This window comes from Roseobacter sp. OBYS 0001, from assembly GCF_019654895.1.
In the GTDB taxonomy this organism is placed as follows: domain Bacteria; phylum Pseudomonadota; class Alphaproteobacteria; order Rhodobacterales; family Rhodobacteraceae; genus Roseobacter; species Roseobacter litoralis.
In genome coordinates, this window is the sequence record NZ_BPES01000007.1 from 45,114 (window position 1) to 59,113 (window position 14,000).

Here is a 14,000-nt window from a genome sequence, read left to right on the forward strand (position 1 = left end):
TCCAGTGATTTGGTAATCTAATCTAAATTGGACGTGCCGGATCGAAGACGCAGCACGATAGGTTTTGTGTTTCAAAGCGGCACCCGCAGGTGCCACTTTGATCCGGGTCAGTCGCGCTCAAGGCACATGGCAACGCCCATACCGCCGCCGATGCACAGTGTCGCGAGACCTTTCTTGGCGTCGCGGCGTTTCATTTCGAACAGCAGCGTGTTGAGAATGCGCGCACCGGATGCACCGATGGGGTGCCCGATGGCGATGGCGCCACCGTTGACGTTTACCACGGCAGGGTCCCAGCCCATGTCTTTGTTGACCGCACAGGCTTGCGCTGCAAAGGCTTCGTTGGCCTCGACAAGGTCTAGGTCTTCTGCTTTCCAGCCGGCCTTTTCCAACGCTTTGCGGCTGGCAAAGATGGGTCCTGCGCCCATGATCGACGGGTCGAGGCCCACAGTCGCATAGCTTGCAACGCGCGCGAGAGGTTCGATGCCGCGCTTTGCGGCCTCATCGACAGACATAAGCAACGCACCGGCTGCGCCATCGTTCAGGCCCGAAGCGTTCGCCGCGGTAACTGAGCCGTCTTTTGTAAAGGCAGGGCGCAGCTTTTGCATGGCTTCCATCGTGGCGCCATGGCGGATGTATTCGTCTTTGTCGACGACGATGTCGCCTTTGCGCGTGCTGATGGTATAGGCGAAAACTTCGTCGTCAAATTTACCGGCCTTTTGAGCTGCCTCTGCCTTGTTTTGGGAGGCAACCGCAAATTCATCCTGCTGCTCACGGCTGATCTGCCATTTCTCAGCGACGTTTTCGGCGGTTTGACCCATGTGGTAGCCGTTGAACGCATCCCACAGCCCGTCACGAATCATCGTGTCGATATATTTCATGTCGCCCATCTTGTGGCCTGCGCGCAGCGAGGCGGCATGGGGGGACAGTGTCATGTTTTCCTGACCGCCCGCGGCAACAATCGAGGCATCGCCCAATTGGATGTGCTGAGCGGCAAGGGCAACGGTGCGCAAACCGGACCCACAAACCTGATTGATCGTCCAGGCCGAGCTTTCTTGTGGCAGACCCGCGTTGATATGCGCCTGCCGCGCCGGGTTCTGCCCCTGAGCAGCCGTCAGCACCTGACCGAGGATCGTTTCGGATACTTCCGAAGGATCGACGCCCGCGCGCGCCACGACTTCTTTGAGCATTGCTGCTCCGAGATCATGAGCCGGAGTGGTAGCGAATGACCCGCCAAAGCTGCCGACGGCAGTTCTTGCGGCGGAGGCGATTACGACGTTCGTCATGGTTTTTTGATCCTTTGCCAGTTCTCGAAAAGACCAAGCGCGGAAAACCGTTATCACTTAGCCCCTTCTGCGATACGGGCAACTGTTAACGTAACATAAAGAACCGGGCAACATCTGAAAGCTGTGACACAGCACCGCAAACACAAAGAAGTTGAATCGTTAAACGGCTTGACTGAGGTGCTTGTCGCGCAGCCAAGCGGGGCGGGTCGTGGCGGCCGCAAAGTGATACCCCTGCAAGCAGTCGACCCCGAGGCTCACGAGTTTTTGCGCATCCGCTTCACATTCCACAAATTCTGCCACCGTCAGCATGTCGAAGTGTTTCGCGATGGAGATCATAGCGGAGGTCATTGCCTGATTGTCGGGGTCGTCCGCGATGCCTTTGATGAACTGCCCGTCAATCTTGATCACATCAAAGCAGAATTCCTTGAAGTACCTCAACGCGGTGTATCCTGCGCCAAAGTCATCCATGGCAAAGCAAATACCCCTCAGCTGAAGCCGGTCCATGAAGTCCACAACCAGTTCAGGTACACCCATTGCGCTGCTTTCGGTGATCTCAAGAATCAATCGCTCGCCGATGAGTTCATTCTGCTTGAGCCATTTGTCGAGCACGCGGTTCCATGGCTCATACCCGATGGAACGTGCCGACATATTGATCGATAACCGCAATTCCGGATTTTCGTGCAAGGCGCGCAGACCCTCATCCAGCGCCAGCGTGTCCAATTGGCGCCCGAGTTCCAGGTTTTCGATCGCCTCCATAAACGCTCCCGCCGGAATAACCCGCCCGGTCTCATCCAGAACGCGGATCAGACCCTCGTAAAAGGCAACCTTGCTTTGATCCCGCGCCTGCATGATCGGCTGATACGCTAACAAGACTTGCTTTTGTCTGACAGCTGCCGCAACCATATCAATGGTCCTTTGATCCCGCTTTGTGAGCGCAAAATTCAATGGGTTGTCGCTTCCCGGAGCGACGTCAGCCACGACGCGATTGATTGAAGCAGGCATGTTGTTCCTAACGTTCTCGGTTTGTGCCATATTGCCACCACATATGCTAAAAGCTGGTTAATATTCTCATTTTGTTCCAATTTTAGATGTGGTTTACAGAAGCTAAGAATACTGAAAAGAAAAGAAAAAATGACATCACGCTGCGACTGGGCCGGACCCGAACAGATATATCTGGAGTATCACGATACCGATTGGGGGGTCCCGGAGTACGACAGTCGCGCCCTTTGGGAGAAACTGATTCTCGACGGTTTCCAGGCCGGGTTGAGCTGGATCACCATCCTCAAGAAGCGGGAGAACTTCAGGGCTGCATTCGTGGGTTTCGACCCTGATGTGATCGCAGAATGGGGGGAGGCGGACGTCGAACGCCTGCTGACGGATACCGGCATCATTCGACACCGTGGCAAGATTGAAGCCACGATTTCCAACGCCCGCGCCTGGCAGGAAATTCAAGCCCGCGAAGGGTTCGATACCTTTTTGTGGAAATATGTTGATGGCAAACCGCTGCAGAACGCGTGGCAGACGCAGTCAGAGGTGCCGACCCAAACGCCATTGTCGGTGCAGATTTCAAAGGACCTCAAAGCGGAAGGGTTTAAATTTTGCGGTCCCACGATCGTCTATGCCTTTATGGAAGCGGTGGGAATGGTGAACGATCATCTCGTCACTTGTCATCGGTATGAAGATGTATCGGCAATGGGCCGTTGACACGGGTCATTAGGCAAGTATAAGCGCGACTTCATTGGTGTTGGTGGCCTCCGCGAGGGGTGACCTGTCGGGCGCAAGCCAGAGGACAACGCCCTTCATCGCCCGAACGGGCCCTTAAGAAGGAGATCAGCCGTGACCAAACGCACGTCTGCCAAACATAAAATTGACCGTCGCATGGGCGAAAACATCTGGGGTCGTCCGAAATCCCCCGTGAACCGCCGTGAATATGGCCCCGGCCAGCACGGTCAGCGCCGCAAGGGTAAAATTTCCGATTTCGGCATCCAGCTGCGCGCCAAGCAAAAGCTCAAGGGCTATTACGGCGACCTGACGGAAAAGCAATTCCGCCGCATCTATGCGGAAGCAGAGCGTGTAAAAGGTGACACGGGTGAAAACCTGATCGGTCTGCTGGAACGTCGTCTTGACGCCGTTGTGTACCGTGCAAAATTCGTCTCAACCGTTTTCGCTGCCCGTCAGTTCGTGAACCACAAGCACGTCCGTGTGAACGGCCAGATCGTGAACATCCCATCGTACCGCGTAAAAGAAGGCGACGTGATCGAAGTGCGTGACCGCTCCAAACAGATGGCCGCGCTGATCGAAGCCACACAACTCGCCGAGCGCGACGTGCCAGATTATATCGAGGCGGATCATTCCAAAATGCACGCGAAATTCGTGCGCACCCCGGCATTGGGCGATGTGCCTTATCCGGTGATGATGGAACCGAACCTCGTGGTCGAATTCTACGCCAAGAACTAAAGTTCTTCGAAGAGATCAAAAAATGGCCGCGCTGGCAAATCCGGCGCGGCCATTTTTTTGCGCTCACATCTTTTGCTGGTTTAGCAATTCGCCAAGGATGTTGTGCTTTTTGCGCATTGCACGCAGGACCTCGTCACCGCCTGTCGTTGTCCAATGGCCGTAGTCTACGATCAGTGGCCCTCCATCCTCGCTCAGGAAAGTGCATGTGGGCGCGCAAATCACATCGTAGCTGGAGATGTAGGTCACGGGCGAGTCTTTGAACTCAGCCTTGAGCGCGGTATCAAGCTCCAAAAATGCACTCATATCGAGCAAGGCGTATCGGGCTTTTAGATGCTCAATCGATTGAACCGTGCCAAGTGCAATCCCCAGAGCGGGATGAAATTCGGGTCGCGGACCCCAATAGATCACAGATGTGCCCGTATTTTGGATGGCTTCCAGGCTTTTTCGTACGTTTTCAAGCGCGCCAGACGCCACCGTTAAGGTCGTCAGATTTTCTTCTGGGGCACCGTTAAGCAAGCTTTTGGCACGTTGAGAATACACGACTACTTCAATATTATCTGCATGATCTATGATCCACTTTGATGCGATCTCTGCAAAATCCGTACACTTTTTTGAGGTCTTCTTGAGGCCCCCATAAGAACATCCTGCCGCTGTAATCTGCATGACATTCCGGTCGGGCAAGCCGCGGGACAGGGCCGACCATATGCCCGCTGCATGGCTGTCTCCGTAAACCACGATCAGATTATCAAGCGCTTCGGGTGCGCAGGCGTCCAGCGCATCCACGTATTCCTGACGGCTCATGTCTGTAAAATGACAGGTCCCCTGTCGAATGGCTTTTCGACGTGCTTTTTTTTGAGGCGAAGGGTTTCTTCAAAAGCGATCATTTCTGCAGGTAACCAGTCCTGTAGCCCGTCCTTTTGATCCACAAAAACTGCCGTGCTCACAAGAGTGGCACTCGCAGCCATGAGACTAAAGACCACTGCGCGGTTTCCAACCCGGAAAGTTGCTTTCGCGGCGACTTGGCGTTTTTTCCGAAAGGGCTGCTCGACCGCGAAATACATCACGCTGGCCAGCGCCAGGACGAAGACAATCAAGCCGATGACTTCGGTGGGGTTTTCAGGCATCTGGTACAAATACGCATAGTTAACAACCACAGGCCAGTGGACCAGATAAAGCGAATAACTGATCCGGCCAATGTAAACCAAAGGTGCGAGCGTCAACCGCTTGTTCATCCAACCCGCCGGACCGGCCCAGATGATAAGTGCTGCGCCAACGCAAGGCACAAGGGCTGCAATTCCGGGAAAGCGCGTCTCTTTCGTATAAAGAAATGCAGATGCAAGGATTGCAATAAGGCCTGTGACGGACGCTGAGGATCGCAGGAAAGATGTGCCTGTGTTACGCACCGGGAAAAGGGCGAGGCCTGCACCAAAGGCAAATTCAAATATGCGAAACGGGGCGAGAAAGAATACGGTTTCCGGCGCGGTGTTGAGCATCATTTCTGAGGCGATCAAGCTGGCGACAGATAACGCCAGCAAAAGCGCCCCCAGCGCTTTGCGCCCAAAGTGCGAAACGAGCAAAAGCAGCACAGGCCAAACCACATAGAACTGCTCTTCCACCCCAAGTGACCAGGTGTGCAACAGAGGCTTATAGATGGCGTCGGCGTCAAAATAACCAGCTTCCGACCAGAATAGAATGTTCGATACCGATAGCAGCGCCGCAAGGGACGATTCTGCCAATGCCTCTAATAGAGAAGGCGATAGAATAAAAATGCCGACCAGCAGCGTCGCAAGCAAAGTCACAAGCAGCGCGGGCCCCAGCCTTCGAATGCGTTTCATATAAAACGCTTTGAACGAAAACCTGCCTGCGTCGATATCATTCAGCACCAGCGACGTGATCAGATACCCGCTGATCACAAAGAATACATCAACACCCACGAACCCCCCAGAGAGCGAGGTAACGCCCAGGTGGAACAGAACGATGGGCAAAACGGCGATGGCGCGAAGACCATCAATATCGGCGCGATACTGCATAACGTGCAACTCTCACTTAATCGGGTGGGATTTCAACTGCCGGTGCCACGAGCTACTCCGATAAAGTTGAAAAGCGTGATGAAAAAACAATCAAGCTGGGATGCACCGCAGCGATGGTCGATCCCAGGTGGTCTGGACGTGCGGTTTTCAACGGATCATCACCCGTTGGGGGAAAATTGTCTGATGTTGTGAATTCAGGATATTGCATCCCCTGTCTGCATTTGCGAAGCCCTTTTGCAGTTGCTATCTGCCCCGCAAACGCGCCATCTGTCAGCGCGACAGGAGATAACCCAATGACGATGAGGATTACCGCTCAGCCAGGTATTATGGATATTGCACTGTATCAGGGCGGGGCATCCAAAATTGACGGGCAGGCAGAGCCTCTCAAGCTCAGCTCGAATGAAAACCCATCCGGGTGCAGTCCGGCAGCCAGTGCGAAAGTCGCTGAAACAGCGCTTAATCTGCACCGCTACCCCTCAACGGATCACAGCGCACTGCGGATGGCCATCGGGCAGTCGCACGGGCTTGATGCGCAGCGCATTATTTGCGGCGTCGGCTCTGACGAGTTGCTGAGCTTGCTCGCGATGGCCTATTCCGGGCCGGGCGATGAAGTGCTTTATACCGAGCATGGGTTCTCGATGTACCGCATTTTTGCCTTGTCCGCAGGGGCGACGCCTGTTGTGGCGCCCGAAGCAGACAGAACCGTGGATATCGACGCGATCATCGACCGGCTGACCCCGGCCACACGTCTGGTCTATATTGCCAACCCGGCCAATCCGACGGGGACGGCGATTGGACTGGATTTGTTAAGACGCCTTGCGCAATCGGTGCCGCCCACATGTCTTTTGGTGCTGGATGGTGCATATGCCGAGTTTTTCGAGGGCTATAATGGGGGCGCATCTTTGGTCGATGAATTCGACAATGTGGTGATGACCCGCACGTTTTCAAAGCTTTATGGCCTTGGTGGTCTGCGTGTCGGTTGGGCCTATGCCACGCAAGAGGTGATCGACGTGCTCAACCGTGTGCGCGGTCCGTTCAACCTGTCTTCGGTCGCGCTGGCAGGGGCCGAGGCTGCGGTGAACGACCGTGCCTTTGTTGAGACATGCCTGCAGGAAAACGCGGCGCAGCGGGTGCGGCTCATGGGCGGGTTGAACCAGCTTGGCATCGCCTGCGATCCAAGCCATGCCAACTTTGTGCTTGCACGGTTTGCTGACGAGGCCGAAGCATTGGCGGCAGATGCGCATCTCAAGCACGAGGGCATTCTGGTGCGCATCGTGAAAGGGTACGGTTTTCCCGAAGCGTTGCGTATCACCGTGGGCCGCTCCGATGATGTGACGCGTGTGCTCGATGCCTTGGCGCGCTTTAAGGGGGTTTCATGAGCGTGATTTACGACCGGGTGGCCTTGATCGGGCTGGGCCTGATTGCGTCGTCCATGTTTTGGGCCATCAAGCGCAAGGGGCTCGCTGGTGAAGTGACGGGCTATGCGCGATCTGATGCGACGCGTCAGACCGCCCGGCGTATTGGCCTGTGTGATCATGTCTACGACAGCGCGGCTGACGCCGTCGCGGGCGCCGATCTCGTGGTGCTCTGCGTGCCGGTCGGGGTGATGGGGCAGGTTGCCGCTGAAATCGCTCCCCATTTGAAACCGGGGGCGACCGTGACGGATGTGGGATCGGTCAAACGCGACGTGATCGACAGTGTTGGACCGCATTTGCCTGAAAACGTCCACTTCATCCCCGGACATCCGCTGGCGGGAACCGAACACTCCGGCCCTGAATCCGGATTTGCGGAACTGTTTGACCAACGCTGGTGTTTGCTGGTCCCGGTTGAGGGCTCAGACCGAGCGGCCGTCGATAGATTGCGCAGTTTTTGGGAAGGCATTGGCAGTAACGTGCAGGAGATGGAGGCAGACCATCATGACCTTGTCCTCGCCGTCACCAGCCATGCGCCACACCTGATCGCCTATACGATGGTGGGCGTGGCCGATGACCTCAGCCGGGTGACCGACCGGGAGGTGATCAAATACTCCGCTGCCGGTTTTCGGGACTTTACCCGCATCGCGGCGAGCGATCCGACCATGTGGCGCGATGTTTTCTTGTCCAACAAAGACGCGACGCTGGAAATACTCGGACGTTTCACCGAAGAGCTGTTCGCGCTGCAACGCGCGATCCGCACCGGGGATGGCGATCATCTGCATGAGTATTTTACGCGAACGCGGGCCATTCGCCGCGGCATTATCGAAGCGGGGCAGGACACGGATGCGCCGGACTTTGGCCGCAAGAAATCCGGCCCATGAAATCGCTGGTCTTTGCCTTTGCGATGTTAGCCGGGGGCGCGATTGCGGCGCCGGATACGTCTTTGCGCCCTGTTCAACGAGACAGCGCGGGACCGCAACTGGAGGCGTCCGGTGCCATCACCCCCCGCCCAAGAGATGCCGCCGCACGAGAGGCCGTTGGGAGTGGACGCGGGCTTGCTCAGTCACGCCGACCAGAAGTGCGACCGCGAAAGTTTCGCCGCATTGCCCGCGCACAAGAACGGCTGCGCAAGAAAGGCGCGGTCTGCGGCGATGTTGATATTCAGGGCGTGGTTGTGGGCCGTGTGCCCGGTTCAAAGACGGGATGCGGCGTCGCAGATGCCGTGCGCATCCGCGCCGTGTCCGGCATCGCGTTGAGCCAACATTCCGTGATGGATTGCGGCACGGCCAAGGCGTTGAAAACATGGATTGATGATACGGCCAAACCTGCTTTTTCGCGCAAAGGGGGCGGGTTGAAGAACATCCGCGTGGCGGCGCATTACGCGTGCCGAACACGCAACAACCGACCGGGTGGGCGCATTTCTGAACATGGTAAAGGGCGCGCCATCGATATTTCAGGTTTGCAGATGCGCGACGGCACATTGGTCACGGTGCGCAGCGGATGGAATGATCCGGCCACATCGAAAGCAATGCGTCAGTTGCACAGGGGCGCATGTGGGCCATTCGGTACAGTGCTTGGGCCGGAATCAGATCGGTTTCACCGGGATCACTTTCACTTTGACACAGCCCGGTATCGCAGTGGCCCCTACTGCCGTTAACGCAGAATGAGCAGGGGGGCTTGCCCCAACGGTATAAAGCCCAGAAAGATCGTCCCGTCGCGCAGTGACAGGGTAACATCTATTGAATTCGGATTTCCGCTGCCACGTGCGAGTGCCTGCAGAATGTTCTCTGCCTGCGGCTTGAGGGCTGGGGGCAAAATACCCGCAGTTTCGGCCAAGACCAGCATTTCCTGCCAGTTTTTTGCCTGCAAAGAAATCTCACCGGTCATGGCGCCTGTGGCGCTGACATCCAGATCTGCGGCCCCGCGCAACAACAACGTGCCCCATGCGGCCTGTGCCAGTGACAGATCAATTCTGCGCGGCTGCGGTCGTTGTGTTTCAAGTGTGCTGCGGTCAAACGGGCGATCAAAGGTGACGGTCATGTCCATCGTCAGGCTGTCAAAGGCGATCGGCCAATCCGTGGGGATACGCAAGGCGGCGCGCGGCACGCTGCCCGGTTGAAAAGAGGGCGCATCCAATGTCACGGCATACCGGTTTGCGTTTTCGACGTCCTGCAGCATGCCGACAGACAGCCCTTGTGCTGACATCAGGCTGCCGCCAGGCGTGTCGAGACGCCACGGCCCGGACGTCAGCGCCAGTTCTTCCACTTCCAATGTAGCACCCGGATGCAGGCGCAGATTGGCGACCGCCGTATCGGCCGTTAAGGTACTGCGACCAGATGGGCTGGCAAACAGCATCTCGTCTTGCGGGAAAAACAACGACACATAGCCCGGCCAATAGGTCGGCGCGCTGATCATGACTGTGGAGGCCTCAAAGGCGACGCCGGTTTCGGGATCTGCCAGCATGGGCCGCTCCAGCGTTACATCCAGTTTCAAAGGGAACCCGGAAAGCGCTGTGTCCGCTATTTCGGCCTGCCAGCCATCGCTGCGTCGATCTTCGAACCAGCGCGTCAATCCCGACTGCAAGCCTGAGGCGGCAAAAAACCACCATCCGCTCCATAACACGGCAAAGACAACACCCAACCAAACCAGACGCCGCATCGTATACCTCTTTTATCTCCTGCCATTTTGGGGTTTACGCAAAGCAGGCAAGGAGAACCAGTGCAATGACGATGTGGGTATTTGGCTATGGCAGTCTGCTGTGGAACCCGGGTTTTGAGGTAGCGGAACAGGTTGTGGCGACCTTGCCCGGCTATGCGCGCTCTTTTTGTATGCGCTCCATTCACCATCGTGGCTCGGAAACGCACCCCGGTCTTGTCTTGGCGCTGGACGAAGAGCCTGCGCATGCCTGCGAGGGCGTGGCACTTGCGGTCAAAGGGGGTACTGAAGCTGAGACGCTGGCCTATCTGCGCGAGCGTGAGCTGATTTCCTCGGCCTACCTCGAACGCGAGCTTGATGTCGATCTGATCGATGGCCGCCGGGTGACAGCGGTAGCCTATGTGATCAATCCGGGCCATGTGCAATACTGCGGTGGATTGCCCCTTGAGGAACAGGCGCAGATCATTTCGTCAGCGGTCGGTGGGATGGGGCCAAACACGGAATACCTTTATAACACCGCACAACATTTGACCGAGATCGGGCTGCATGACCCTGACCTTGAGTGGCTCAGTCAGCGGGTTCGTGCGCTGACATCATAAATCCTTGGCACTTCCTTTACGTTTCTGTGTAAACTACGCGTAGAGCAGAACAATAACGGTCAGGAGCGGGGACGCATGGCGTTACCAGACCTAGAAACCAGACCTGTCTTTTCCCAGCCGGTAAGACAAATCTCTTTGATGCTGATTGTGCTGGGACTGTCCGGCTTTGGTGTTTTTCTGGCACTGCCCAGCGTGTTGCCCGTGTTTCAGGCCAATCTCTACCTGAACGGCTTCATCATTTTTGTTTTCGCCATTGGCGTTGTGGCCTGTTTTTATCAGGTATTGCAATTGATCGGTTCCGTGCGCTGGATCGAAGGGTTTGCGACGGGCACATTGGATTCCAGCACGAAGGCACCGCAACTTCTGGCGCCGCTCGCGTCGCTGTTGCGTCAGCGTGGCGCACGGATGCAGGTCAATGCCTCGTCGTCCCGCTCCATCCTTGAATCGGTAGCGACGCGGATCGAAGAAGTGCGTGAAATCACGCGTTACATCGTCAGCATGCTGATTTTCCTTGGTCTTTTGGGTACTTTCTACGGGCTGGCTACAACTGTGCCCGCCCTTGTGGAGACCATAGGCAGCCTTGCCCCGCAGGACGGGGAGGGTGGTGTACAGGTCTTCAACCGGCTGATGAGCGGGCTGCAAGACCAGCTGGACGGTATGGGCGTTGCCTTTGCATCGTCCCTGTTGGGGCTGGCCGGGTCGCTGATTGTCGGACTGCTCGAACTTTTTGCAGGCCATGGGCAAAACCGTTTTTACCGCGAGCTCGAAGAGTGGCTCAGTTCAATCACACGGGTTGGATTTACTTCCGGGGATGAGGCGTCCGGCGATCAGCATGGCTTTGCGGGTGTTGTCGATCACATGACCGAGCAGATGGATGCCCTGCAGCAAATGTTCCTGCACGCAGATCAGGGCCGAAACGAAGTAAACCAAACCCTTGGTGGTTTGGCCGCTTCGCTTGATAAGCTGACACAGAGGATGGAAGGGTCTGATCCTGCAAGTGCAGCGCTCGAACGGGTTGCTGCGGGTCAGGAAAGGCTAATTGCTCTGATTGAAATGCAAGGGCAGGGCGATGGGATCGATGCGGAAAGCAGAATGCGGCTGCGGTCCATTGACGTGCAGATGCTGCGCATTCTCGAAGAGATTTCTGCCGGACGCCAAGAGAGCCTTGCCGAGTTGCGCGCAGACATCAATCGCCTCGCCGAAGCGATCAAGCCGCGCGCACCAAGGTCTTTGGGTAAAACCACACCCGGAGACGGCTGATGGCGCTGTCGCGGCGAACAGGTGCTCGGTTTCAGGCGTCGATCTGGCCCGGATTTGTCGACGCTATGACGGGTCTTTTGCTGGTGCTGATGTTCGTTCTGACCATTTTCATGGTAGTGCAATTCGTCCTGACCGAGCGCATTACCGGTCAGGAAACCGAATTGGACCAACTGGCCGGTGAAGTTGCAGCACTCGCGCAGGCCCTCGGTTTGGAAGAGCAGACGAGTGCACAACTAAGGGGTCGTGTCGGTGAGTTGGATGCGACATTAGGTGATGCACAAGCGCGCATCGCGGCCTTAACCACGACGCGCGACGCGCAGGCCCAAGCCCTGTCGCAAGCACAGACACGGATCACGGATTTTGAGGCGCAGGTCGCGGCATTGATAACGCAGCGGGACGCAGCCTTGGGAACTGTTTCCTCATTGGAGGACGCCCGTGCGGCACTGGAGGCGGCGCAAGCCGAGCTGACCAGTGAACGGGACGCTTTGAATTCGGCTCTGGCGGCTTCGCGCTCAGAGGTTGACTTGCAAGCGGAAGAGGCCCGGTTGGCCGCGGCCCGTCGTGAAGCGCTTGAAGCGCTCGTGGCGGACCTCGAAGGGCAGAATACACAAGCACAGGGTCAGATTCTGGAATTGACCGCGCAGGTGGATGACGCGGCTCAGGCGTTGTCACAAGAGGAAGCAGGGCGGCTGGCCGAGGCTGCTGCCGCAGAACTGCTGCGCGCGCGCCTTCAGGATGCGGACGCTGAACTCACCACAATGACCTTGGCGTTAGAACGCCAGCGACAAGAGGCAGAAGAGACGCTGACCCTATTGGCCGCGGCACGGGCGGCAGAAGCGGACTTGGATGAGGAACTTGCCGCAGCGTTGCTCGCGATCGACGGGTTTGAGGCGCAAGAGGCTGAGGCTCAAGCGGTGCAAGAGGCTTTGAGGGCGTCGCAAACAGAGCAAGACCTGATCGCGGCGCGGCTCGCGCAGGTTTTGGCCGACTTGGATGCCGCGCAGAGGACGGCTGCGTTGGAAGCAGCTGCGCGGGCGGCAGTAGAGGCTTTGGCCTTAGAGACGCAACAGGACGCCGAATCTGGTGCCGCTGCACTGCGCGCTCAACTTGCGGCGGCGCTGGCGGCAAAGCAGGCTGCGGAAACACTGGCGGCTGACACCTCATCTGAAGCGGAGCGTCGCGCATCTCTTTTGGCGCAGGCGCGTAACGAATTAGCGCAACAGGAACAGATCAGCGAGCGGGCGCAGCGGCAGACAGAGCTGCTAAACCAACAGGTTGCCGCATTGCGGACTCAGTTGGGTGATTTGCAGGCGGTGCTGGACGATGCAAAAGAACGTGATACTGCGCAACAGGTGCAACTGCAGTCGCTCGGTTCGGAATTGAACACGGCCTTGGCACGTGTGGCCGCCGAAGAACGCCGCAGGGCGGAGTTGGAAGAGGCCGAACGCTTAAGATTGCAGGAAGAAAAGGCGCGCCTTGAGGCTGAGGCCGCGCGTCTGACCGCCGAGACAAAGAACCTGGAGCAATACCGCTCAGAGTTTTTTGGACGGTTGAGGGATGTGCTGGGGCGGCAAGAAGGCGTTCGAATTGAAGGCGACCGTTTCGTTTTCTCTTCTGAGGTGCTGTTCGAGCCCGCGCGCGCGGATTTGTCTGCCGAAGGTCAGCAGGAAATCGCGAAGGTTGCACGGATTCTTTCAAGCATCGCAGATGAAATTCCACCGGAAATTGACTGGATCATTCGCGTGGACGGTCATACTGATAACTTGCCCCTTTCCGGTGTCGGACAGTTTGCCGACAATTGGGAGTTAAGTCAGGGGCGCGCATTGTCCGTTGTGAAATACATGGTGGAAAGCCTTGGTATTCCGCCGAACCGTCTTGCGGCGAACGGGTTTGGTGAGTTTCAGCCTGTGGCAGTGGAAAACACCCCGCAAGCACGGGCGCAAAACCGTCGGATCGAGTTGAAGTTTACAGAGCGCTAGAACGCCAGCGGTTCGGTTTTGGCGTGTAGTCTTTCAGGTAGGATGTGACAGTCGTTGGTTGGCTGTCACGTTGAAGTATGTTTGCGCGCTTACCAGCTCCCGTGGCTGGGTTTTGGTTTCAAAGTAATCAAAAATGGGGTGCCCCGTGCCGGCCCATTGGCGTCATACACCAAACGCAAACGGTGCCTCAGTATTGGTTGAATAGAGAGTAAATGCGAAGCAACCGGAAATATCATTGGACATATGTCCCAAGCGGGAAATTGAGAGGCGGAACTGACTCTGCGACTTGGTTCGGCTGATTAGCCTCATGTTTGAGGAATTT

General features: G+C 56.9%; 13 protein-coding genes. 8 read left to right on the plus strand and 5 right to left on the minus strand.

Going from position 1 to position 14,000, the window contains the following annotated elements; all coding sequences use genetic code 11:
* Positions 1-107 precede the first annotated feature (107 nt).
* Both K5Q35_RS14455 and K5Q35_RS14460 read right to left on the minus strand, forming a co-directional pair.
* Entirely contained in the window at positions 108-1,283 is a 1,176-nt protein-coding gene (locus tag K5Q35_RS14455; RefSeq protein WP_220800062.1) for an acetyl-CoA C-acetyltransferase, read from the minus strand.
* A 159-nt stretch (positions 1,284-1,442) separates the two neighbouring features.
* Complete coding sequence (locus K5Q35_RS14460) at positions 1,443-2,285, minus strand: EAL domain-containing protein (RefSeq protein ID WP_220800063.1); 843 nt, start codon at positions 2,283-2,285, stop codon at positions 1,443-1,445.
* Between the two features lie 129 nt (positions 2,286-2,414).
* Here K5Q35_RS14460 and K5Q35_RS14465 point away from each other — a divergent pair, with 129 nt between their 5' ends.
* Together K5Q35_RS14465 and rpsD are read left to right on the plus strand one after the other, a co-directional pair.
* Complete coding sequence (locus K5Q35_RS14465; RefSeq protein WP_220800064.1) at positions 2,415-2,987, plus strand: DNA-3-methyladenine glycosylase I; 573 nt, start codon at positions 2,415-2,417, stop codon at positions 2,985-2,987.
* A gap of 132 nt (positions 2,988-3,119) precedes the next feature.
* A complete protein-coding gene (rpsD, locus tag K5Q35_RS14470) occupies positions 3,120-3,740 on the plus strand; it encodes a 30S ribosomal protein S4 (protein WP_013962626.1) in 621 nt (206 codons plus the stop codon).
* 63 nt (positions 3,741-3,803) lie between these two features.
* Here the strand turns inward: rpsD and K5Q35_RS22690 are convergent, their stop codons facing one another.
* Both K5Q35_RS22690 and K5Q35_RS22695 read right to left on the minus strand, forming a co-directional pair.
* Positions 3,804-4,541 carry an SGNH hydrolase domain-containing protein gene (locus tag K5Q35_RS22690; RefSeq protein ID WP_259650545.1) on the minus strand — a complete coding sequence of 246 codons (738 nt, stop codon included), beginning with the start codon at positions 4,539-4,541 and terminating at the stop codon, positions 3,804-3,806.
* Complete coding sequence (locus K5Q35_RS22695) at positions 4,538-5,770, minus strand: acyltransferase (RefSeq protein WP_259650546.1); 1,233 nt, start codon at positions 5,768-5,770, stop codon at positions 4,538-4,540. Before K5Q35_RS22695 ends, K5Q35_RS22690 begins: the two co-directional genes overlap by 4 nt.
* Positions 5,771-6,069: 299 nt before the next feature.
* Between K5Q35_RS22695 and hisC the strand changes: the two genes are divergently transcribed.
* Genes hisC through K5Q35_RS14490 form a run of 3 tightly spaced genes read left to right on the plus strand, consistent with a single transcriptional unit; the run spans position 6,070 to position 8,842 of the window.
* The gene (gene hisC, locus K5Q35_RS14480; protein ID WP_220800157.1) at positions 6,070-7,149 is read left to right on the plus strand and encodes a histidinol-phosphate transaminase; all 1,080 of its coding nucleotides are present in this window, start codon (positions 6,070-6,072) and stop codon (positions 7,147-7,149) included.
* Positions 7,146-8,066 carry a prephenate/arogenate dehydrogenase family protein gene (locus K5Q35_RS14485; RefSeq protein WP_220800065.1) on the plus strand — a complete coding sequence of 307 codons (921 nt, stop codon included), beginning with the start codon at positions 7,146-7,148 and terminating at the stop codon, positions 8,064-8,066. Before hisC ends, K5Q35_RS14485 begins: the two co-directional genes overlap by 4 nt.
* Positions 8,063-8,842, plus strand: a complete 780-nt coding sequence (locus tag K5Q35_RS14490; protein ID WP_220800066.1) for an extensin family protein — start codon at positions 8,063-8,065, stop codon at positions 8,840-8,842. Before K5Q35_RS14485 ends, K5Q35_RS14490 begins: the two co-directional genes overlap by 4 nt.
* Here K5Q35_RS14490 and K5Q35_RS14495 read toward each other — a convergent pair.
* Positions 8,839-9,843, minus strand: coding sequence for a DUF2125 domain-containing protein (locus K5Q35_RS14495; protein WP_220800067.1), 1,005 nt, complete (start codon positions 9,841-9,843; stop codon positions 8,839-8,841). The two genes, K5Q35_RS14490 and K5Q35_RS14495, sit on opposite strands and share 4 nt — an antisense overlap.
* Before the next feature lie 65 nt (positions 9,844-9,908).
* On the opposite strand from K5Q35_RS14495, the gene K5Q35_RS14500 reads away from it, so the two are divergent.
* The 3 genes from K5Q35_RS14500 to K5Q35_RS14510 all read left to right on the plus strand — a co-directional run bounded on the left by K5Q35_RS14500 (position 9,909) and on the right by K5Q35_RS14510 (position 13,678).
* Positions 9,909-10,439, plus strand: a complete 531-nt coding sequence (locus tag K5Q35_RS14500; RefSeq protein ID WP_220800068.1) for a gamma-glutamylcyclotransferase — start codon at positions 9,909-9,911, stop codon at positions 10,437-10,439.
* 75 nt (positions 10,440-10,514) lie between these two features.
* Positions 10,515-11,699, plus strand: coding sequence for a biopolymer transporter ExbB (locus K5Q35_RS14505; protein WP_220800069.1), 1,185 nt, complete (start codon positions 10,515-10,517; stop codon positions 11,697-11,699).
* Positions 11,699-13,678 (plus strand): peptidoglycan -binding protein, encoded by a 1,980-nt coding sequence (locus tag K5Q35_RS14510; RefSeq protein ID WP_220800070.1) that lies wholly within the window; start codon positions 11,699-11,701, stop codon positions 13,676-13,678. Before K5Q35_RS14505 ends, K5Q35_RS14510 begins: the two co-directional genes overlap by 1 nt.
* Positions 13,679-14,000 lie beyond the last annotated feature (322 nt).

Excerpts from the sequence above, each read along its gene's own strand:
- K5Q35_RS14510 (WP_220800070.1), top strand. The coding sequence starts at position 11,699 with ATGGCGCTGTCGCGGCGAACAGGTGCTCGGTTTCAGGCGTCGATCTGG.
- K5Q35_RS14465 (WP_220800064.1), top strand. The coding sequence starts at position 2,415 with ATGACATCACGCTGCGACTGGGCCGGACCCGAACAGATATATCTGGAG.
- K5Q35_RS14495 (WP_220800067.1), bottom strand. The coding sequence starts at position 9,843 with ATGCGGCGTCTGGTTTGGTTGGGTGTTGTCTTTGCCGTGTTATGGAGC.
- K5Q35_RS22695 (WP_259650546.1), bottom strand. The coding sequence starts at position 5,770 with ATGCAGTATCGCGCCGATATTGATGGTCTTCGCGCCATCGCCGTTTTG.
- K5Q35_RS14500 (WP_220800068.1), top strand. The coding sequence starts at position 9,909 with ATGACGATGTGGGTATTTGGCTATGGCAGTCTGCTGTGGAACCCGGGT.
- K5Q35_RS22690 (WP_259650545.1), bottom strand. The coding sequence starts at position 4,541 with ATGAGCCGTCAGGAATACGTGGATGCGCTGGACGCCTGCGCACCCGAA.
- K5Q35_RS14455 (WP_220800062.1), bottom strand. The coding sequence starts at position 1,283 with ATGACGAACGTCGTAATCGCCTCCGCCGCAAGAACTGCCGTCGGCAGC.
- K5Q35_RS14505 (WP_220800069.1), top strand. The coding sequence starts at position 10,515 with ATGGCGTTACCAGACCTAGAAACCAGACCTGTCTTTTCCCAGCCGGTA.
- K5Q35_RS14485 (WP_220800065.1), top strand. The coding sequence starts at position 7,146 with ATGAGCGTGATTTACGACCGGGTGGCCTTGATCGGGCTGGGCCTGATT.
- hisC (WP_220800157.1), top strand. The coding sequence starts at position 6,070 with ATGAGGATTACCGCTCAGCCAGGTATTATGGATATTGCACTGTATCAG.
- K5Q35_RS14490 (WP_220800066.1), top strand. The coding sequence starts at position 8,063 with ATGAAATCGCTGGTCTTTGCCTTTGCGATGTTAGCCGGGGGCGCGATT.
- K5Q35_RS14460 (WP_220800063.1), bottom strand. The coding sequence starts at position 2,285 with ATGCCTGCTTCAATCAATCGCGTCGTGGCTGACGTCGCTCCGGGAAGC.